The organism is Cupriavidus sp. PB-02 (assembly GCF_058252315.1).
Window position 1 is genome coordinate 1,191,560 of the sequence record NZ_CM177695.1, and the last position, 17,887, is coordinate 1,209,446.

The window sequence follows — 17,887 nt, forward strand, 5'->3', positions numbered from 1 at the left end:
AGACAACGTAACACTGCCGATTGCATGGCAGCGCCAGTCCAGCCCGCCCGGAGCAAGGAACAATGAGTGAAGCGAACCCCGCGCAGGCAGCGCGCCCCCTCTACATCACGATGCACCCCGACGACAACGTCGCCATCGTGGCCAACGACGGCGGCCTGCCGACCGGCACCACCTTCCCGTGCGGCCTGACGCTGGTCGAAGCTGTCCCACAGGGCCACAAGGTCGCGCTGGCCGACCTGCGCGAAGGCGATGCGGTGATCCGCTACAACGTGGTGATCGGCTATGCGCTCAAGGACCTGCCGCGCGGCAGCTGGATCAACGAGCGCGTGATCCGCATGCCGGCTGCGCCGGAACTGCACGACCTGCCGGTCGGCACGCGCGTGACGCCGCTGCCGCCGCTGGAAGGCTATACCTTCGAGGGCTACCGCAATGCCGACGGCTCGGTTGGCACGCGCAACATCCTCGGCATCACCACCACCGTGCAGTGCGTCGAGGGCGTGGTTGAGTTCGCGGTGCGCCGCATCAAGGAAGAGCTGCTGCCCAAGTACCCTAACGTCGACGACGTGGTGGGCCTGGAGCACACCTACGGCTGCGGCGTGGCGATCGACGCGCCCGATGCCAACATCCCCATCCGCACCATCCGCAATATCGCGCTGAACCCCAATTTCGGCGGCGAGGTGATGATCGTCAGCCTGGGCTGCGAGAAGCTGCAGCCCACGCGCCTGATCGGCGCCGGCACCATCCCGATCCAGAAGGAAGGCGAGCCCGACGTGGTCTGCCTGCAGGACGAGCAGCACGTGGGCTTCGCCTCGATGATCGATTCGATCATGGTCACCGCGGAAAAGCACCTGGAGCGCCTCAACGCGCGCCGGCGCGAGACCTGCCCGGCCTCCGACCTGGTGGTCGGCGTGCAGTGCGGCGGCAGCGATGCCTTCTCCGGCGTCACGGCCAATCCGGCGGTGGGCTTTGCCACCGACCTGCTGGTGCGCGCCGGCGGCACGGTGATGTTCTCGGAAGTGACCGAGGTGCGCGACGGCATCGACCAGCTCACCGCGCGCGCGGCCACGCCGGAAGTGGCCGAGGCGCTGGTGAAGCAGATGGCCTGGTACGACCAGTACCTGGAGAAGGGCAAGGTCGACCGCAGCGCCAACACCACGCCGGGCAACAAGAAGGGCGGCCTGTCCAATATCGTGGAAAAGGCCATGGGCTCGATCGTCAAGTCCGGCACCGGCCCGATCCACGGCGTCAGCGGCCCGGGTGAGAAAGTCACGCAGAAGGGGCTGATCTATGCGGCCACGCCCGCGGGCGACTTTGTCTGCGGCACGCTGCAGCTCGCCGCCGGCATGAACCTGCACGTGTTCACCACCGGACGCGGCACGCCCTACGGGCTGGCCGAGGTGCCGGTGATCAAGGTGTCGACCCGCAACGACCTGGCGCGGCGCTGGCACGACCTGATGGATGTCAACGCGGGCCGCATCGCGACCGGCGAAGCCACCATTGAAGAGGTGGGCTGGGAGCTGTTCCACACGCTGCTGGCGGTGGCCAGCGGCAAGAAGTCATGGGCCGAGCACTGGAAGATCAAGAATGCGCTGGTGCTGTTCAACCCGGCGCCGGTGACCTGAGTCCCAGTTGCGCGCTCAGGCGTGGTGGGGGCTCGCGCTGCAGTTCAGACAGGATCTGCTCGGCCAGGAAGTCGCAGGGCGGCCGCTTCGACTTTGCGCTGCGCGCGAGCACCAGCTCCAGCGAGGCCAGCTCGGGCAGCCCCTGGGCCTGGCCAAGGATGGTGAAGTGCGCCGGGACCGCGCAGCGCGCCAGCGGCGCCACCGCCAGTCCCGCTTCAACCATGCTGAGCAGGCCGAGCAGGCTGGGGCTCTCATAAGACATGCGATAGGCGATCCTGGCTTGCTCCAGGCTGCGAATCGCAATGTCGCGGGCGACGCTGCCCGACTGGAACACGGCGATGGGTAGCGGCCGCTCGTTCCAGATCTCATGCGCGGCCGGCGAGGCGGCCCACACCATCGGCTCCAGCCGGATGAACTCGCCGGACAAGCCTTTGACCCGCGTTGCGCAGACCAGGTCGACCGCGCCGTCCTTGACCATGGGCGCCAGCGCCACGCTCGGCTGCCCGATGACCTGGATCTCGACCTTGGGGTAGGTCGCGGAGAACTTCTTCAGGATCGCGGGCAGCAGTGACGAGGCATAGTCGTCCGGCATGCCGAGTACCACGCGCCCGGTCACGTCGGGTCGGACCACCGCGGCCCAGGCCTCATCGCGCAAGGCCAGCATGCGGCGCGCAAAGCCCAGCAGCACTTCGCCTTCCGGCGTCAGCAGCACGTTCCTCGGCTTGCGCACGAACAGTGGCTTGCCCAGCGCCTGCTCGAGTGCCTTGATCTGCATGCTGACCGCCGATTGCGACCGATGGACGAGTTCCGCCGCACGAGAAATGCTGCCAGTGTCGGCAACCGCCACCATCATCGTCAGCACATCGAAGTCAAGCGCTTTCATTGGTATCAGAAAAACTGAAGCAACAGATCAATATTACGCGTTTTTCTTAACCGTCGGCGATCGGCATACTGATCGGAATCGTTTCAAAACCTATGGCACAGCCGATCATGGACCACCCGTTGCGCGACAGCCTTGCGCGTGAATTGCATGCCCGACCCTTCCTGCGCATCGGCGGCTCCGCCTCGCTCGCGCACTTTGCCATCTATGCCGACGGCGATACCGCGGTCCACCACGCCTTGCTGACCTCCTTGTGCCGGCTGACCGGGCTGGAAGAACCGGCCGATGGCGTGACGCACTATTCAGGGCGATGGGGCGATGACAAGCAACTGAAGTGGGAGCGGCACACCGAATTCTCCACCTTTACCTTCGTGGCCCGGCGTGGCGACACCGACTACTTCTCCGACCTCGCCACCTCCCATATCCCGGCTGACTGGTTCGACAACTTCGCCGGCAAGCGCCTGGTGGCGCTGCGCATGGAACTCGTTTCAGGCGAGGCCGCTGCCTATGCCCGCGACAACGTGCGGCAATGGATCGACGGTCCCATCCTGGCGGGCAGCCATGTGCTGGGCGGCGGGCAGGTGTTCTGCGACTGGACCATTCCGCCGGATGGCTTTTCGCGCTTCCTGGTGATCGACAACGGCTTCCGCGAAGTGCAGGGCGGACGGCTGCTGCAGCGGCTGTACGAGATCGAGACCTACCGGATGATGGCACTGCTGGCCTTGCCGGTGGCGCGTGAGCTGGGCCGCAGCGTGGACAACCTGCAGCGCTCCCTGGCGCCGCTGATGCGCAGCATGGACACGAGCCAGGGCGGGCGCCACGATGCCGAGCTGCTGGAGCGGCTGACGCACCTGGCGGTGCGCATCGAGGCGCTGGCTGAATCGGGCAACCGCTTCAGCGCGTCGCGCGCTTACGAGAAGCTGGTGCTGGCGCGCATCCAGGAACTGCGCGAGGAGCGGATCGAAGGCATCCCGACCATCGCCGAATTCATGGAGCGCCGCTTCGCCCCGGCGATGGAGACGTGCCGCTCGGTCTGGGCGCGGCACGAGCAGTTTGCCGGCCGCGTGGCGCGCGCACTCGACCTGCTGCGTACGCGCGTCAACCTGGCGCAGGAGCAGGACACCACGCGCCTGCTCGAGGGCATGGATCAGACCGCGCGCAGCCAGTTGCGCTTGCAGCACGCGGTCGAAGGGCTGTCGGTCGCGGCCATTTCCTACTATGTGCTGTCGCTGGCGGGGACCGGGCTCAAGGCGATGCATGCGGTGCATATCCCGATGGACCCGGAACTGATCAAGGGCTTGCTGATCGTGCCGGTGGTGTTGCTGGTGCTGCGCGCTACAAGGCGCAGCAAGCATGCGGGGCATAAGGCGCCCGCGGCGCAGTCCGCAGCGAATCAAGTCGTGTAGTGGTTCGGCGCTAGGTTCGGCCGCGCAACGGCTTGAGCAGGTGGGACAGCCCGTTATGGTCGAGCTCGTGCATCAGCGCCAGCAGGCCGCCGATTTCCCCAGGCGGAAAGCCTTCGCGGGCGAACCAGTTCAGGTAGTTTCCAGGCAGGTCGGCGATCACCGTGCCCTTGTGTTTCCCGTAAGGCATGGTGACGGTGACCAGCCGCTTCAGTGCGTCGGCGTCGAAGGCGGTCATGGAAAGCGGAAGGTGAGAAGGCGCCACGCTACCACAGTCGGGAATCAGGAACCCATGCTCCCGTAGTCGGAGGCCGGGTATTCAGGCAAGCGAAAGGGGTCATTCGCAAAATAGAGATTTACGAAGCCCCCAAATCGCGCGGAAATTACGCTCTGGTCATCGCTTGAGAGTTTCCGGTCTCGCCAAGCAAAATGATGAGGGCACCGGTATCAAAGCGACTCATGAGCAAAATAAAATCGGCGGCAGCGCGCCCCACGGATGTGATCGATCCAGTCGGGGAGGGCGAATTCTGCCTGGATAATCCCGCGCTGGAGAGCATCGGTGTCCGGATCACCCAGTGGCGCCGCGATTACGTAGAGCTTGAACTCCCTGTCGGGCCTGAAATGCTCAACCGCAGCCGGGTGATCCATGGCGGCACCCTCTGCACGCTGCTCGATGCTGCCACCGGCTACTCAGGCCTTTATTCGGCGCCGGGCGACACGCCTCTCCATGCCGTCACGCTGTCGCTGACATCGAACTTCCTGAGCAACGGCACGGGTCGCCTGCTGACGGCGAAAGGCTTCGTCGACCGGCGCGGCCGTTCCATTTTCTTTTCGCGCGCGGAGGTCTGGCTGGACCATGACTTGCTCGTCGCCACCGGTGTCGCCACGATGAAGTACCTGAAATAGCGGCCTGAGCAGTCAGCGCCGCTGCGCCAGCCAGATCCCCGCCGCGATCGCGGCCAGCCCGACCGCGTGGTACCAGCGCGGCCAGTCGCCCAGCAGCAGCGTAGACAGCAGCGCCGCGAACACCGGCGTCAGCGTGATGAAGAACACCGGTAGCTGCGCGCCTGCCCGGGCGATGGCGCGGTCCCAGGCAAAGTAGGCGAGCAGGGAGGGGATCGTCGCCACATAGAGCAGGATGGCTGCGACCTTGCCGCTCCATTGCAGCGGCTGGTCCAGCGTCATCAGTTCCCACGCCGTCACTGGCGCGCTCGCCACCAGGCCGGCGACGATCTGCGCGAACAGCAGCACGGGCAGCGGCAAGTCGGGACGCTGCTTGCGCAGCAGCCAAGTATAGGCGCTCCAGGCGATGGTCGCCGCCAGCATGAACAGGTCGCCAGCGACGAAATCGAGCTGGGCCAGCCGGCCGAGGTCGCCGCGCACCAGTACAAAACACACCCCTACCAGGCACAACAGCGCGCCGGCGACATGCCATGGCTTTACCCGTTCACGGAAGAAAGTCGCGCCGATCACCAGCAGGAACAGCGGCGTGGAGGCGCCGATCAGCGTCACATTGATCGGCGTCGAAGTGGTCAGCGCCAGGTACTGCAAGGCGTTATAGCTGGCGATCGACAGCATGCCCATGGCGAAGATCACGCCGGCATGCCGGCGCAACGTCGCGCGATGCTCGATCACGCCGCGCCAGGCATAGGGGGCCAGCACCAGCCCCGCCAGCAGCCAGCGCACGAAGTTCAGGGTAATGGGCGGCACCGTGCCGGCGGCGAGGCGGCCGACGATGGCATTCCCGGCCCAGCTCAGCGGCGGGAAGGTCAGCAGGAACAGGGTGGTCCAGTCGATGTGCCTGGCGCCGTGGATTCTGGCGTGCATGGGAGGTGTTGGTCTTGTTGGTGCCGCATTATCCGCCAGGACCGGCATATCGCGCGCCAGGGTCTTCAGTAAAGCAAAGGCCCTACGTCGACCCCCGTTCAACGATCCGGAATCCGACATCGACGACCGGCTCGGCAACCGTTTCCCCCCGACACCGGTCCAGCAACATGCGCGCCGCCAGCTTGCCGATGTGCGCCCCATCGACCTGCACGGTAGTCAGCGACGGTTCCATGTGCGCCGCGAAGTCGGCATCGCCAAATCCGCACACGGCCAGGTCCTGCGGAATACGCAGGCCGCGTGCCAGGGCTTCCACGATGACGCCTTGCGCGAGCTGGTCGGAACTGCAATAGATCGCTTCGATGCCGGGATCCCTGGCCAGCAGTTCGGACAATGCCTGCCGGCCCAGCGCCAGGCTGCTCGGCGCCGGCACCACGGCGGTCGGCACCTCATGCCCGACCGTCGACAGGAAGCCTTCGCGGCGCACGGCCGCGCGCTGGTCGTCGCCGGTCGCGATACCCAGCCTGCGCCATCCCTTGCCGAGGAAGAAGCCGGCAATCGCGCTGCCGACCTTGACGTGGGAGAACCCCACTGCCATATCGACGGGCCGGTCGGTCAGGTCCCAGGTTTCGACGACGGGGATCCCGGCGCGCCGTAGGCGATCGCGGGACACCTGCGAGTGGATCAGGCCGGTGACGATGATGCCGTCGGGGCGGCGGCTGATCATGGTGCCGAGCAGCGCCTCTTCACGGGCATGGTCATAGCCGGTCTGGCCCAGGATCAGCTGGTAGCCCGCCGCGTCCAGCGCGTCGGTCAGCGCCTTGATGGTCGGCAGGAACTGCGCCACCGCGATGTTCGGCACCAGCGCGGCCACCGTCAGGCTGCGGCGCGACTTGAGGCCGCCGGCCAGCAGGTTGGGGATGTAGCCGGTGACCTCGACCGCCCGCTGCACGCGCGCAATAGTCTTCTCGGATACGACGCCAGGATTGCTCAGGGCCCGCGACGCGGTGATCAGGGAGACCCCGGCCTCACGTGCCACGTCATGCAGCGTCACGGACTTGGGGGCGTTGGAGTCGCTCATGCCAGTTCAGACTTAGGGAAAATCGCTATGCCGGTCCCGCAGTTTGCGGTTGACCGTGGTAAATGACAACGTTAGCATCCTTCTATCCCGCGCAGCAACGTGGTTCCATGCGGGCAGAAAGATCATGGGTTTAGCCTGTCCTGTTCCTCCAGGGGGACAGTGCATCGCATTATACCCAATCGTCTCGCTCAAAAATGATAACGTTGTCATAATCGGGAAGAGGCCCACGGGCCGGCATCGAACCCATCACGTACTTCACGCACACATGACCCTTTCCAACCGACCCGCCGACACCATCACCCGGATCCGGCTTTCTTCCTGCTACCTGCCGCTGGCGACCCCCATCAGCGACGCCAAGGTACTGACGGGCCGGCAGAAGCCGATGACCGAGGTGGCCATCCTGTTCGCGGAAATCCAGACCGCCAACGGCCACGAGGGCCTGGGCTTCAGCTATTCCAAGCGCGCAGGCGGGCCCGGCCAGTTTGCGCACGCCAGCGAAATCGCCCCGGCGCTGATCGGCGAAGACCCGAGCGATATCGCCCGGCTGTGGGACAAGCTGTGCTGGGCGGGCGCGTCGGTCGGCCGCAGCGGCTTGTCGACGCAGGCCATCGGCGCCTTCGACGTGGCGCTGTGGGACCTGAAGGCCAAGCGGGCAGGGCTGTCGCTGGCCAAGCTGCTTGGCGCGCATCGCGATTCCGTACGCTGCTACAACACCTCGGGCGGCTTCCTGCACACGCCGCTGGACCAACTGCTTGTCAATGCCGCGGCGTCGGTCGCACGCGGCATCGGCGGCATCAAGCTGAAGGTGGGCCAGCCGGACGGCGCGCTCGATATCAAGCGCGTGGCCGCCGTGCGGGAACACCTGGGCGACGCCGTGCCGGTCATGGTCGATGCCAACCAGCAATGGGACCGCCCGACGGCGCAGCGGATGTGCCGCACCTTCGAGTCGTTCAACCTGGTATGGATCGAAGAGCCGCTCGATGCCTACGACCACGAAGGCCATGCCGCGCTCGCGGCCAAGTTCGACACCCCGATCGCGACCGGTGAAATGCTGACCAGCGCTGCCGAGCACTGGGACCTGATCCGCCACCGCGCCGCCGATTACCTGATGCCGGATGCGCCGAGGGTAGGGGGCATCACGCCGTTCCTCAAGGTGGCGGCGCTGGCGGAGCATGCGGGACTGATGATCGCGCCGCATTTTGCGATGGAACTGCATGTGCACCTTGCCGCCGCATACCCGCGCGAGCCCTGGGTCGAGCATTTCGACTGGCTGGAGCCGCTGTTCAACGAGCGGCTCGATATCCGCGATGGCCGCATCACGGTGCCGACAGCGCCCGGGCTCGGAGTCACGATCAGCGAGCAGGCCCGGGCCTGGACGCGCGAGCACGCCGAATTTGGCAACCAGTCGTAAGCAAGCCCGGCACACCGGGTCGTGAGAACACAGGAGACAACCGATGAAAAAGCTGATTGCATCCGTGCTGCTGGGCGCAGCCATGGTTACCGCGCATGCCGCGTGGCCGGAAAAACCCGTGACACTGCTCGTTCCCTTTCCCGCGGGCGGATCGACCGACAATGTCGCCCGCATCCTCGGGGCCAGGCTGCAGGCGCAGTTTGGCGGCAGCTTCGTGGTCGACAACAAGCCGGGCGCAGCCGGCATGATCGGCGCCGCAGTGGCCAAGCGCGCACCGGCCGATGGCTACACCGTGTTCGTGTCGTCGCTGGGGCCGTTCGTGATCGGTCCGCACCTGGTGAAGAATCCCGGCTACGATCCGCTGAAGGACTTTGACTACATCAGCGTCGCGGTGCAGGCACCCAACGTGCTGGCGGTTCCCGTCAATTCGCCGCACAAGAGCCTGCAGGATGTCATCGCTTTCGAGAAGGCCAATCCCAACAAAATGACGTTCGCCTCTGCCGGCAATGGCACCAGCGACCACCTTACCGCGGAGCTGTTCTGGCAGCAGACCGGCACCACCGGCATCCATGTTCCCTACAAGGGCGGCGCGCCGGCGATGAATGACCTGCTCGGCGGCCAGGTCGATGCCACCTTCATGAACATCAACACCGCCGTGCCGCATATCAAGGCCGGCAAGCTGCGCGCGCTCGCCATCACCAGCAACAAGCGCTCGCCGATCCTGCCAGATGTGCCGACCATGGAGGAGTCCGGGTTCAAGGGCGTGACGGTCTACTCCTGGCAGGCCGTGGCCGCGCCGAAGGGGTTGCCGCCGGAGATCAAGGCCAAGCTGCATGCCGCCGTCGTCGCGGCGCTCAACGACCCGGCGGTCAAGCCCAAGCTGCTCGAGGTGGGCTTCGAGATCGTCGCCAATACGCCGGAGCAGTTCACGGCGTTCCAGGCGTCGGAGTATGCGCGCTGGAAGAAGGTCATCGAGGTGGGCAAGATCACGGCGGATTGAGGCCGGCCAGCCCGGACAATGCCATCGATCCATACGGCGTTGTCCGGGCGTGAGCTCAGGTTGCAAGCACCAATGCCAGCCCCCCGACCAGGATGAGGCTGCAGGCCCAGACCTTATCCAGGTTGAACCAGCTCCGCGACACGAACTTCAGTCCGAGATAGCGGTAGACCAGCCATGCCAGGACACCGCCCACCGCGATCATGGCCAGGGTATGCACGACGGCGACCACCAGCGCCATGCCCAGGTTGGCGCTGGCCAGCGCGGAAGCTGCCTGATGTCCCGGGTCGGTATCGGCACGGCAAAGTCCCAGATAGATCGGCACCAGCATCAGCCCGGCGCCGTGCGCGATCGCCACGGCAAACGACCATAGCGCGAGCCGCGATGGCGCGATGCGCACCAGCGCCCGTGGATGGCGCTGCCAGATCAGCAGCGCGACGCCAAAGCCCATGACGAGCACAGCCGCGCCGATCCGGATCTGCGCTTGCCATGCGAGCAGCGCGGCAAGCATGCCGAATGGCAGCGTCACCGCAAACACCGCCAGCGCGTGCCCGAAGGCGAGATACCCCAGCGCCGTGATCAGCGCGCGCTGGCTTTGCGCCAGCAACCCGTTCGACACCGCCAGCGGCCAGCCCATCGCGGGGTTGAGCCCGTGATAGAGGCCGCTTGCCAGGACCGCCGACCAGAGGCCGAGCTGCTCCCAGGAGTTGCCGATCAAGGTCTGACCGACGGATAGCAGAACGAATCGGTCGAGCAGTCCCCGCCTTCCAGCCGGATCTGGTGAGCCCGGTAGCCTTCCGGGAAATCGACCCAGTAGTCATCGGCCAGCGTCAGGCCGCCGTTGGGACCGGCATGCGCCATTACCTGCGTCCCGGGAACGCCGTCGGGGTAGAACTGGTTGTCCCAGGTCGAGTAGAGCGAGTTGGTCCAATAGACGCGCTTGCCGTCGCGGCTGATCTCGACCATCTGCGGACCGCCCGTGAAGGGCTTGCCATTCGGATGCGGCGTGCGCCGCGCAATGCCGCCGATATGGACCGATCCGGAGAGCTTCGGCTTGCGCGGGTCCGTCACATCGTACTGGCGCATCTCGCCCGTGCCCCAGCAGGAGACATAGAGGAACTTGTCGTCGAGGGACAGATCGATGTCGGTCACCAGCGGCGGCACGGCGCCAAATCCCTGCAACAGCGGCGGCAGCTGATCGGCTGCGGCAGGTTCAGGCGGAATGGTCGCCGTCTTCTCGACGTGGAACTTGCCGCCTTCGCGCCACCAGGTCCAGATCGAGCCTTCCAGGTTGGTGGTGTCGACCACCACGCCAACGAAGCCGTATTCCCGGATCGGGTCGTGCGCCGGCCTCACTTCCAGGGCCATCTGGTGATTGGCGCCGAGGTCGAGCGTCTGCACGTTGCGCCGCGCGCGCAGGTCCCAGAAATGCAGCTTGTGGCCGTACTTGTTGGACAACAGGTCCTCGGCCACGATGCCGTTCTCGAATTGCGGCGGCAGGGCCCATTCGCTGGACACCATGTAGTCGCGCGGCAGGTTCCACCAGAAGTCGTAATGCTTCTCCTGCTCGCCGCGGTCGATCTCCCAGCGGCCGAGGACGTCGAAGGTTTCGCAATCCATGATGAAGATGCCGGGAGGGCCGTCCGTACCATCCTTGCCGCCACCGCCAAGCGTGCTCACGTAGATGCCCTCAGGTCCGCAATGGATGGTATGGGGCCTTGAGTAGCCTGTCTTGCGGAAGACTTCGTCGGGCTCGATGATCTTGTGGATGCGCGCCTGGGTCGGATGCGGCTTGGTGTCCACGATGTATATGCGCGAAGAGCGCATGCCCGGAATGACCAGGTAGCGCCGCTCGAGGAAAGCGTGGCCGGTCAGTGGCGACAGCGCCGACGAGCATGCATTCCACCCGAAGTGATGCAGCTCGTCGCCCGTGTTCGCCATCGGCACGGTGTGCACCACCGTGCTGTAGGTGGGCGAGCCGGGTTTGACATCGATCACCGCGAGGGCGTCTGGCTTGGAGGCGTCGGGGCTGAGCAGCAGCGTATAAGCAAATGCTTCCGCTGGCGCGCTCATTGCAAGTTCCGGCGAGGCGTGAAACGTCGGATCTGGCCGCATGTTCATGGGTGAGCCCTCCTGGTTCTGCCGGATCACACGTCGCAAGCTCACCGCAATATCGCCGAAACGGGCTTCCGATGTGCACTTCGAGCCTACTTAGACTAGGACGTTCTCAATTCCTAGTCAACGCGAGAGGCACGGGCGCGCTGGCGCGGCGCGCAGGCTGGCTGCAGAAAAAACGCGCTGGCTACATCGCTTCCTGAGCGCTGATGGCGCCGCTGCCAATGATCTGCTCCATATGCAGCTTCGAAACACCGGCATCGAAACGGGCGCGATTGCCGCCGAGAATCTCGGTTGCCTGCCCCGCGACCTTCAGCAGCGTTGCCACGGCCGCGAACATGGTCGGCGCAGCGCTTAGTCTCTGCTTCGGCCCGGACAACGTCAGGGCTCCTACCAGTTCTCCCATGGCACCGAATACAGGCGCTGAGGCAGCAGCGGTTTCGGCATCCCGCTCGCCATATGACACTGCCCAAAGGCGCTCGCGCACCTCGCGCCAGCGCGGGTCGTTGGGCTCGCTGAAGGCGAGCAGCACCTTGCCCGAGGCGCCGCGGTCGATGGGGAATTCATCGCCGACACCGATCGACACGCGTACGGCGCGCGCCGGCTCGACGCGATACAGCACGAGTCGCCGATCCCCTTGCCGGACGTAGAACGATGCAGTCTCGCCGAGTTCGCGGCTGAGCTGCTCCAGCAGGTGCTCGATGACGGGACCGACACGGAACGAGCGCTGATAAATGGCCGCCAGCCGCAGTGGCTGCGGGCCGATCGCATACTGCCCGTCCTCCAGCTTGCGAATAAAGCCGCCGTGCTCCAGGGCAGCCAGCAGGCGTAACACAGTGCTCTTGTACAGATTCGTGCGGCGGGACAGCTCCGTCAGCGTCAGGCGCTCATCGGTCGGACCGAATGCGCCAAGGATGGCAAAAGCGCGATCCAGTACGGCCACGCCGCTGGAACCCTCGGATGCAGCGGCGTCGGTAACGTCACGCGACGCGGATGTATGGTTCTCGTCCATGGATTGGATCTCCAGATAGTTCTGCCTAGTAGAACACAACGCCAGAAATGGCGAAAGATAAGGGTATACCCTCCTACTCCTCGCATTGGCTTGGCACTAAAGTTCTATTCCATAGAACAGCATTCTATCAAGAAGAACAGAAAAAGGGCGATGAGCGCTGGGCAGGTTCGTCCGTCGAGCCCGTAGACGGCACTGGCAGTCCCCCGGCAAAGCGCATCGCGCTGCCAGCCGACCAACGGCGCAGTGCGCCACCTTCCCGCATTTCTTAACCAGAGCGACACGCTCGTCGGACGGACACATGTAGCCGTCTGAACAGGAGACGACATGAATCACAATTTCCCTAATCACCGGATCGCCACGGCGCCTGGGCAAACCTTTGCTCGCGCCCTGCTCGGCTGCGCCTTGTCGGCGTTGCTCGCCGTTGGCGCCACAGGCGCAATTGCGGCCGATGCCTACCCCTCGCAGCCGGTCCGGCTGATCGTGCCATTCCCACCCGCTGGCGGCACCGACGTGCTGTCGCGGCTGGTGTTCAACAAGATCGGCATGGCCACCAAGTGGAACGTGGTGGTGGAGAACCGCGCCGGTGCCGGCGGCAATATCGGGCTCGATAGCGTGGCCAAGGCAAAGGCCGACGGCTACACGCTGGGCATGGGACAGACCGCCAACCTCGCGATCAATCCCGCGCTGTACCCCAAGATGCCCTACAACGCGCAGAAGGATTTCACGCCGGTGGCGCTCGTGGCAGCACAGCCGGTGGTGCTGATCGTGCGCAACGACGCGCCCTACAAGAACGTTGCCGAGCTGGTGGCCGCGGCCAAGGCGAAGCAACTGTCGATGGCGTCCGCCGGCACGGGCACGGTCGGACACCTGACCGGCGAGATGTTCGCGCGGCGCGCCGGCATCAAGCTGCTGCATGTGCCGTACAAGGGTGCCTCGCCAGCGCTGACCGACCTGATGGGCGGGCAGACCGATTTCTATTTCGCCACGCCGCCAATTGCCATGCCCATGATCAAGGCCGGCAAGGTCCGCGCGCTGGCGGTGACCTCGGCCAAGCGCATGCCGTTGCTGTCGGCGGTGCCTACCATTGCAGAGTCAGGCTACGCCGGCTTCCAGGCGGAAGACTGGAAGGCGCTGGTGGCGCCGGCCGGCACGCCGCCGGAGGTGGTGGCGCGCCTGAATGCCGAGGTCAACAAGGCGCTGGCGCAGCCGGACACCATCAGCAAGCTGCGTGAAGAAGGCAGCGAGCCGCGCGGCGGCTCGGCCAAGGACCTGGGCGCCTTTATCCAGAGCGAGAACACGCGCTGGGGCGAAATCGTGCGCCAGTCCGGCGCGCGCGTCGAATAATCCATCCAGTCGCGCTACGGCGGCCGTGCCGTCGTGGCGCCACGCCATCGGAAGCCAGCCATGCAAAAGCCCTTGCGCAATATCCGCGTGCTCGACCTCACCAACGTGCTGGCCGGGCCATTCTGCTGCCACCAGCTCGCCCATATGGGTGCCGAGGTCATCAAGGTAGAGACCCCCGGCACCGGCGACCTGGCGCGCCAGCTCGGCGCCGATGCCGAGCTGAACCAGCGGCTGATGGGGGTGTCGTTCCTGGCGCAGAACCCCGGCAAGCAGTCGATCACCATCAACCTCAAGCATGCGCGCGGCAAGGAAGTGTTCCGCAAGCTGGTACGCAGCGCCGACGTGCTGGTCGAGAACTTCCGCCCCGGCGTGATGGACCGGCTTGGCCTGGGCTACGAAACGCTGAAGCAGGACAACCCGCGCCTGATCTACTGCGCGATCTCCGGCTTCGGCCAGGACGGTCCGCTGGCGGAGCTGCCGGCCTATGACCAGATCATCCAGGGTATGTCTGGCGTGATGAGCATCACCGGCGATCCGCAGACCGCGCCGTACCGGGTCGGCTATCCGGTGTCGGACACCATCGGCGGCCTGACCGCGGCCTTTGCCGTGGCGGCGTCGCTGGCGGACCACCAGCGCACCGAGGGCTATTTCATCGACGTGTCGATGCTGGAGGCTACGCTTGCCACCATGGGCTGGGTGGTCTCCAACCACCTGATCGCGGGCAAGACCCCGGCGCCGATGGGCAACGAGAACATGACCGCGAGCCCGTCGGGCACCTTCCGCACCGGCGACGGCCTGCTCAATATCGCCGCCAACAAGCAGGAGCAATTCGAGGCCGTGTGTCGCGTGGTGGGCAAGCCCGAGCTGGCCACCGACGAGCGCTTTGCCCAACGCCAGGCACGGCTGGCCAACCGCGCCGCGCTGACCGCGGCGCTGGAAGCGGAACTGGCAAAGAAGTCGGCCACGGACTGGTGGCCGCTGCTGAACGATGCCGGCGTGCCGGCGGGCCCGGTCCTGAGCGTGCCCGACACGCTGGCGCATCCGCAAGTGCGCGACCGCGGCATGATCGGTGAATTCGCCAATGCCACTGGCGTCGGCCGCGACATCCGCATTGTGCGTACCGGCTTCAAGCTCAACCGCGAGGCCCCGGCAGTCGACACGCCGCCGCCCGAACTGGGCCAGCATACGCGCGAGATCCTGGGCAACCTGGGCTATAGCGACGCAGATATCAACCAACTCAGCGAGGAGCGCGCGATATGAGCAGCATCGACCAGGACGCCAACGCCGGCGATAACACCATGGACCCCGGCCAGCGCCTGTCGCAGGACTGGTGGCGTACCGAAATCATCGACATGCGCCCGGGCGAGATCCGCTACCGCGGCTATCCCATCGAGCAACTGATCGGCCACGTCTCGTTCGCGCAGATGATCTGGCTGATGCTGCGCGGCGAGCTGCCCGGCCCGGGCCAGGGCGAGCTGCTCGACGCGGCGCTGATGGCCGCGGTGGACCACGGCCCACAGGCGCCCAGCATCGCCATCGCACGCATGGCCGCGACCTGTGGGGTGGGGCTCAACAATGCGATGGCCTCCGCCGTCAACGTGCTGGGCGATGTGCATGGTGGCGCCGGCGAGCAGGCGGTGGCGCTGTACGAAGACGTCGCTGCCCGCGTCGATGCCGGCAACACCATGGACGATGCGGTTGCCGCGGCGTTGCAGCAGTATCGCGACCATCATGGCAAGTTCGTCTCGGGCTTCGGCCACCGCTTCCACCCCGTCGACCCACGCGCGCCGCGCCTGCTGGCGCTGGTGGACCAGGCCGCGGCCAACGGCGTGGTCCAGGGGCGCTACGCAGCGATCGCGCGGGCCATCGAACAGGCGCTGGCCGCGGGCCGCAGCAAGCCGATCCCGATGAATATCGACGGCGCCACTGCCGTCATCTATGCCGAACTCGGTTTCCCCGCACCGCTGGCGCGCGGGCTGTTCTGCCTGTCGCGCTCGGTCGGCATCCTGGCGCATGCGTGGGAGCAGACCAACCAGGGCGGCCGCAACAAGGGGCCCATCCCGCGCCAGTTCCTGTGGACCTATGACGGCACGCCGCAGCGCGACGTGCCGGAGGCGCCGGAGCGTTGAGGCCTTGATCACGTCTCGCGACGAGCGAGACGATCACTACCGCATTCGATAGCCGTTCGATTTACTCGAATGTCCGATGATTTTTCACGCCTGGCACCGACATGACAGTTTTCAGAATCTCGCCCGTCGTTGAATCCGTAATGTAAAGCGTGCTTCGATCCGGCCCGCCAAACGCCAGGTTCGTCAGCGAATGGCCAGCCGTGCCACGGATGACCTCGACCGGCTCGGCACGATGATTGAGGACCCATACGTAGGCGAGCCCCGGGTTGGCGACCAGCAGACGACCATCAGTGTCCATTGCGAGCCCGTCCGGTCCACTGGGTCCGTAAGACGTGAAGAACTGCCCAGCCTTGGATACGCTGCCGTCCTCCTGCATGGGCATGCGCCAGACGCAGTTGCCGCGTGTGACGGCAACAAACAGAAAGCGCTCGTCTGGCGACAGTACGATGCCATTCGGGCTCGGCACATTGGCGAGCAGCAGTTCGAGCCGGCCTTCGCGCGTCAGCCGATAGACCCTGCCTGTGGGGTCATGCAGGCCGGTCTGGCCTTGATCGGTGAAATAAACGTTCCCCCGGGAATCCAACGTCAGGTCATTGACGCCTTTGAAGCTTTCGGTATTGCGGCGTGGCAGGTACGGCCGGACATTGCCGGCGCGCAGGTCAACTTCCATCAGCCCGTTGCGGTAGTCCGTGACAAGCAGAGACTGAGGACCCAGGAATTTCATCCCATTGGGCTCGCCGTCCCATTCGGCAACCAGATCCCAATCGCCTTTCGGGTCAATCCTGAAGATCCGCCCATTAGGAATATCGGTGACGTACAGGTTGCCTTCGTCATCGACGACGGGGCCCTCGAGAAAGGAGTCGATTTCACGACCACCCTGGTTTGCCCTTGACCATTCGGTTCGCCGCGGACTTCGATAGCGGGCAGGAAGGCTGGAAAACGACTCCGCTTCTCGTATGGTCGGTGGATTCAGCAGAAACATGTCCTGACACCTGTTGTTAGTCTCGATAGCAGTTGATACCTGGAGGCCCACCCGCGGCCGCTCACCGGCAAACAATCGGCCATTACTGCTTTTGAAACCCCGTACCGCGGGCAACCTTCCCCCAGAATGCGGTTCTGTTGGCCACTTCGGTTCTGAATGTCCCGGCATCCCAATAACCCGGCTCGGCACCGATGCTTTCAGCATAGGTCCGCATGTCCGACGTGGCCATCGCCTTGCCCACTTCCTTCTGGATGCGATCCAGCACATCGGCGGGTGTGCCCTTGGGTGCCCACAACCCGGTGAAATTCATCACACCGTAACCACTGACGCCGGCCTCGGCGAATGTCGGAACGTTGGCCAACGCAGGCAAGCGTTTGGTACCGCTGACGGCCAGCACGGTCAGCTTGTTACCCTTGACCTGTCCGATGACGCCCGGGATGGAGGCGATCTGGAAGTCGACAGTACCGCTCAGCAGCGCAACGGTAGCCTCTCCGGCGCCTTTGAACGGCACATGCATGAAGTGCGTGCCCGCGGCGATGCCAAAAGCTTCGCTGGCGAAGTGGGGGGTTGAACCAGGTCCACCCGAACCATACGAAACCTTGTCATCAGCTTTCGCCGCGGCAATCAGATCGGCCAGCGTCTTGTATTTGCCCCCAGTTTTGACAACCACGCCCATGGGCGCAAATACGTATGCCGCAACCGGCTGCAGGTCCTTTGCAGGATCAAAGGGCAGCGTCTTGAAGATGTGGGGCAGCAGCGCGTAGGTCGTATCGTTGGCCAACAGCGTGTAACCATCCGGAGCGGCGCGGGCGACCTGGGAGGTGCCGATCGTTCCCGTCGCGCCGGCCTTGTTTTCCACGTAGAAGCTCTGGCCGGTCTGCTCGGAGAGTCGCTGCGCCATTTTCCGGGTGACAGCGTCCACGGCGCCGCCAGGCGGGTAGGGCACGATGATCTTGACGGGCTTGCCAGGCCAGCCTTGCGCTTGAGCGACCATCGACATGGCGGCAAGGGTGGCGAACGCCAGGCCTCGGAGCTTCCATGCTCCGCCTTCCTTCTTTTTCATGCTGTCTCCATAGTTCTTATACCG

At 65.2% G+C, this 17,887-nt stretch carries 17 protein-coding genes; 8 read left to right on the forward strand and 9 right to left on the reverse strand.

What is annotated here, in order from left to right; genetic code table 11:
- Positions 1-62: 62 nt before the first annotated feature.
- Positions 63-1,622: a galactarate dehydratase gene (gene garD / locus AC10V3_RS26220; protein ID WP_022538272.1), complete on the forward strand. Its 1,560-nt coding sequence runs from the start codon at positions 63-65 to the stop codon at positions 1,620-1,622.
- On the opposite strand, the gene AC10V3_RS26225 is transcribed toward garD, so the two are convergent.
- Positions 1,600-2,505 (reverse strand): LysR substrate-binding domain-containing protein, encoded by a 906-nt coding sequence (locus AC10V3_RS26225; RefSeq protein WP_022538273.1) that lies wholly within the window; start codon positions 2,503-2,505, stop codon positions 1,600-1,602. The two genes, garD and AC10V3_RS26225, sit on opposite strands and share 23 nt — an antisense overlap.
- Positions 2,506-2,597: 92 nt before the next feature.
- Here AC10V3_RS26225 and AC10V3_RS26230 point away from each other — a divergent pair, with 92 nt between their 5' ends.
- Positions 2,598-3,908: a DUF3422 family protein gene (locus AC10V3_RS26230; protein WP_022538274.1), complete on the forward strand. Its 1,311-nt coding sequence runs from the start codon at positions 2,598-2,600 to the stop codon at positions 3,906-3,908.
- Positions 3,909-3,918: 10 nt separating this feature from the next.
- On the opposite strand, the gene AC10V3_RS26235 is transcribed toward AC10V3_RS26230, so the two are convergent.
- Positions 3,919-4,143 (reverse strand): DUF3820 family protein, encoded by a 225-nt coding sequence (locus AC10V3_RS26235; RefSeq protein WP_022538275.1) that lies wholly within the window; start codon positions 4,141-4,143, stop codon positions 3,919-3,921.
- Positions 4,144-4,364: 221 nt separating this feature from the next.
- On the opposite strand from AC10V3_RS26235, the gene AC10V3_RS26240 reads away from it, so the two are divergent.
- Positions 4,365-4,811, forward strand: coding sequence for a PaaI family thioesterase (locus AC10V3_RS26240; RefSeq protein WP_454752970.1), 447 nt, complete (start codon positions 4,365-4,367; stop codon positions 4,809-4,811).
- A 12-nt stretch (positions 4,812-4,823) separates the two neighbouring features.
- Here the strand turns inward: AC10V3_RS26240 and AC10V3_RS26245 are convergent, their stop codons facing one another.
- Both AC10V3_RS26245 and AC10V3_RS26250 read right to left on the reverse strand, forming a co-directional pair.
- The gene (locus tag AC10V3_RS26245; RefSeq protein WP_022538278.1) at positions 4,824-5,732 is read right to left on the reverse strand and encodes a DMT family transporter; all 909 of its coding nucleotides are present in this window, start codon (positions 5,730-5,732) and stop codon (positions 4,824-4,826) included.
- A gap of 82 nt (positions 5,733-5,814) precedes the next feature.
- Positions 5,815-6,810 (reverse strand): LacI family DNA-binding transcriptional regulator, encoded by a 996-nt coding sequence (locus AC10V3_RS26250; protein WP_022538279.1) that lies wholly within the window; start codon positions 6,808-6,810, stop codon positions 5,815-5,817.
- Between the two features lie 265 nt (positions 6,811-7,075).
- Here AC10V3_RS26250 and AC10V3_RS26255 point away from each other — a divergent pair, with 265 nt between their 5' ends.
- Together AC10V3_RS26255 and AC10V3_RS26260 are read left to right on the forward strand one after the other, a co-directional pair.
- The gene (locus AC10V3_RS26255) at positions 7,076-8,221 is read left to right on the forward strand and encodes an L-talarate/galactarate dehydratase (RefSeq protein WP_041681745.1); all 1,146 of its coding nucleotides are present in this window, start codon (positions 7,076-7,078) and stop codon (positions 8,219-8,221) included.
- Between the two features lie 43 nt (positions 8,222-8,264).
- A complete protein-coding gene (locus AC10V3_RS26260; RefSeq protein WP_490924224.1) occupies positions 8,265-9,221 on the forward strand; it encodes a Bug family tripartite tricarboxylate transporter substrate binding protein in 957 nt (318 codons plus the stop codon).
- A gap of 55 nt (positions 9,222-9,276) precedes the next feature.
- Here AC10V3_RS26260 and AC10V3_RS26265 read toward each other — a convergent pair whose 3' ends face one another.
- The 3 genes from AC10V3_RS26265 to AC10V3_RS26275 all read right to left on the reverse strand — a co-directional run bounded on the left by AC10V3_RS26265 (position 9,277) and on the right by AC10V3_RS26275 (position 12,345).
- On the reverse strand, positions 9,277-9,855 hold the full coding sequence (locus AC10V3_RS26265) for a hypothetical protein (RefSeq protein WP_374063727.1): 579 nt from the start codon (positions 9,853-9,855) through the stop codon (positions 9,277-9,279).
- Positions 9,856-9,932: 77 nt separating this feature from the next.
- Positions 9,933-11,339 carry a selenium-binding protein SBP56-related protein gene (locus AC10V3_RS26270; RefSeq protein WP_454752972.1) on the reverse strand — a complete coding sequence of 469 codons (1,407 nt, stop codon included), beginning with the start codon at positions 11,337-11,339 and terminating at the stop codon, positions 9,933-9,935.
- 181 nt (positions 11,340-11,520) lie between these two features.
- Entirely contained in the window at positions 11,521-12,345 is an 825-nt protein-coding gene (locus tag AC10V3_RS26275; protein ID WP_490924225.1) for an IclR family transcriptional regulator, read from the reverse strand.
- A 324-nt stretch (positions 12,346-12,669) separates the two neighbouring features.
- Between AC10V3_RS26275 and AC10V3_RS26280 the strand changes: the two genes are divergently transcribed.
- Genes AC10V3_RS26280 through AC10V3_RS26290 form a run of 3 tightly spaced genes read left to right on the forward strand, consistent with a single transcriptional unit; the run spans position 12,670 to position 15,818 of the window.
- Positions 12,670-13,689, forward strand: a complete 1,020-nt coding sequence (locus AC10V3_RS26280) for a Bug family tripartite tricarboxylate transporter substrate binding protein (protein WP_454752973.1) — start codon at positions 12,670-12,672, stop codon at positions 13,687-13,689.
- 60 nt (positions 13,690-13,749) lie between these two features.
- Positions 13,750-14,949: a CaiB/BaiF CoA transferase family protein gene (locus tag AC10V3_RS26285; protein ID WP_022538286.1), complete on the forward strand. Its 1,200-nt coding sequence runs from the start codon at positions 13,750-13,752 to the stop codon at positions 14,947-14,949.
- Complete coding sequence (locus AC10V3_RS26290; RefSeq protein ID WP_454752975.1) at positions 14,946-15,818, forward strand: citryl-CoA lyase; 873 nt, start codon at positions 14,946-14,948, stop codon at positions 15,816-15,818. Before AC10V3_RS26285 ends, AC10V3_RS26290 begins: the two co-directional genes overlap by 4 nt.
- Positions 15,819-15,879: 61 nt before the next feature.
- Here AC10V3_RS26290 and AC10V3_RS26295 read toward each other — a convergent pair whose 3' ends face one another.
- Both AC10V3_RS26295 and AC10V3_RS26300 read right to left on the reverse strand, forming a co-directional pair.
- A complete protein-coding gene (locus tag AC10V3_RS26295; RefSeq protein ID WP_041682025.1) occupies positions 15,880-16,800 on the reverse strand; it encodes an SMP-30/gluconolactonase/LRE family protein in 921 nt (306 codons plus the stop codon).
- A gap of 82 nt (positions 16,801-16,882) precedes the next feature.
- The gene (locus tag AC10V3_RS26300) at positions 16,883-17,863 is read right to left on the reverse strand and encodes a Bug family tripartite tricarboxylate transporter substrate binding protein (protein WP_022538289.1); all 981 of its coding nucleotides are present in this window, start codon (positions 17,861-17,863) and stop codon (positions 16,883-16,885) included.
- Positions 17,864-17,887: the final 24 nt, after the last annotated feature.

Bases quoted from the DNA above. Each gene is read 5' to 3' on its own strand.
- garD (WP_022538272.1), top strand. From the start codon at position 63: ATGAGTGAAGCGAACCCCGCGCAGGCAGCGCGCCCCCTCTACATCACG.
- AC10V3_RS26225 (WP_022538273.1), bottom strand. From the start codon at position 2,505: ATGAAAGCGCTTGACTTCGATGTGCTGACGATGATGGTGGCGGTTGCC.
- AC10V3_RS26230 (WP_022538274.1), top strand. From the start codon at position 2,598: ATGGCACAGCCGATCATGGACCACCCGTTGCGCGACAGCCTTGCGCGT.
- AC10V3_RS26235 (WP_022538275.1), bottom strand. From the start codon at position 4,143: ATGACCGCCTTCGACGCCGACGCACTGAAGCGGCTGGTCACCGTCACC.
- AC10V3_RS26240 (WP_454752970.1), top strand. From the start codon at position 4,365: ATGAGCAAAATAAAATCGGCGGCAGCGCGCCCCACGGATGTGATCGAT.
- AC10V3_RS26245 (WP_022538278.1), bottom strand. From the start codon at position 5,732: ATGCACGCCAGAATCCACGGCGCCAGGCACATCGACTGGACCACCCTG.
- AC10V3_RS26250 (WP_022538279.1), bottom strand. From the start codon at position 6,810: ATGAGCGACTCCAACGCCCCCAAGTCCGTGACGCTGCATGACGTGGCA.
- AC10V3_RS26255 (WP_041681745.1), top strand. From the start codon at position 7,076: ATGACCCTTTCCAACCGACCCGCCGACACCATCACCCGGATCCGGCTT.
- AC10V3_RS26260 (WP_490924224.1), top strand. From the start codon at position 8,265: ATGAAAAAGCTGATTGCATCCGTGCTGCTGGGCGCAGCCATGGTTACC.
- AC10V3_RS26265 (WP_374063727.1), bottom strand. From the start codon at position 9,855: ATGGGCTGGCCGCTGGCGGTGTCGAACGGGTTGCTGGCGCAAAGCCAG.
- AC10V3_RS26270 (WP_454752972.1), bottom strand. From the start codon at position 11,339: ATGAACATGCGGCCAGATCCGACGTTTCACGCCTCGCCGGAACTTGCA.
- AC10V3_RS26275 (WP_490924225.1), bottom strand. From the start codon at position 12,345: ATGGACGAGAACCATACATCCGCGTCGCGTGACGTTACCGACGCCGCT.
- AC10V3_RS26280 (WP_454752973.1), top strand. From the start codon at position 12,670: ATGAATCACAATTTCCCTAATCACCGGATCGCCACGGCGCCTGGGCAA.
- AC10V3_RS26285 (WP_022538286.1), top strand. From the start codon at position 13,750: ATGCAAAAGCCCTTGCGCAATATCCGCGTGCTCGACCTCACCAACGTG.
- AC10V3_RS26290 (WP_454752975.1), top strand. From the start codon at position 14,946: ATGAGCAGCATCGACCAGGACGCCAACGCCGGCGATAACACCATGGAC.
- AC10V3_RS26295 (WP_041682025.1), bottom strand. From the start codon at position 16,800: ATGTTTCTGCTGAATCCACCGACCATACGAGAAGCGGAGTCGTTTTCC.
- AC10V3_RS26300 (WP_022538289.1), bottom strand. From the start codon at position 17,863: ATGAAAAAGAAGGAAGGCGGAGCATGGAAGCTCCGAGGCCTGGCGTTC.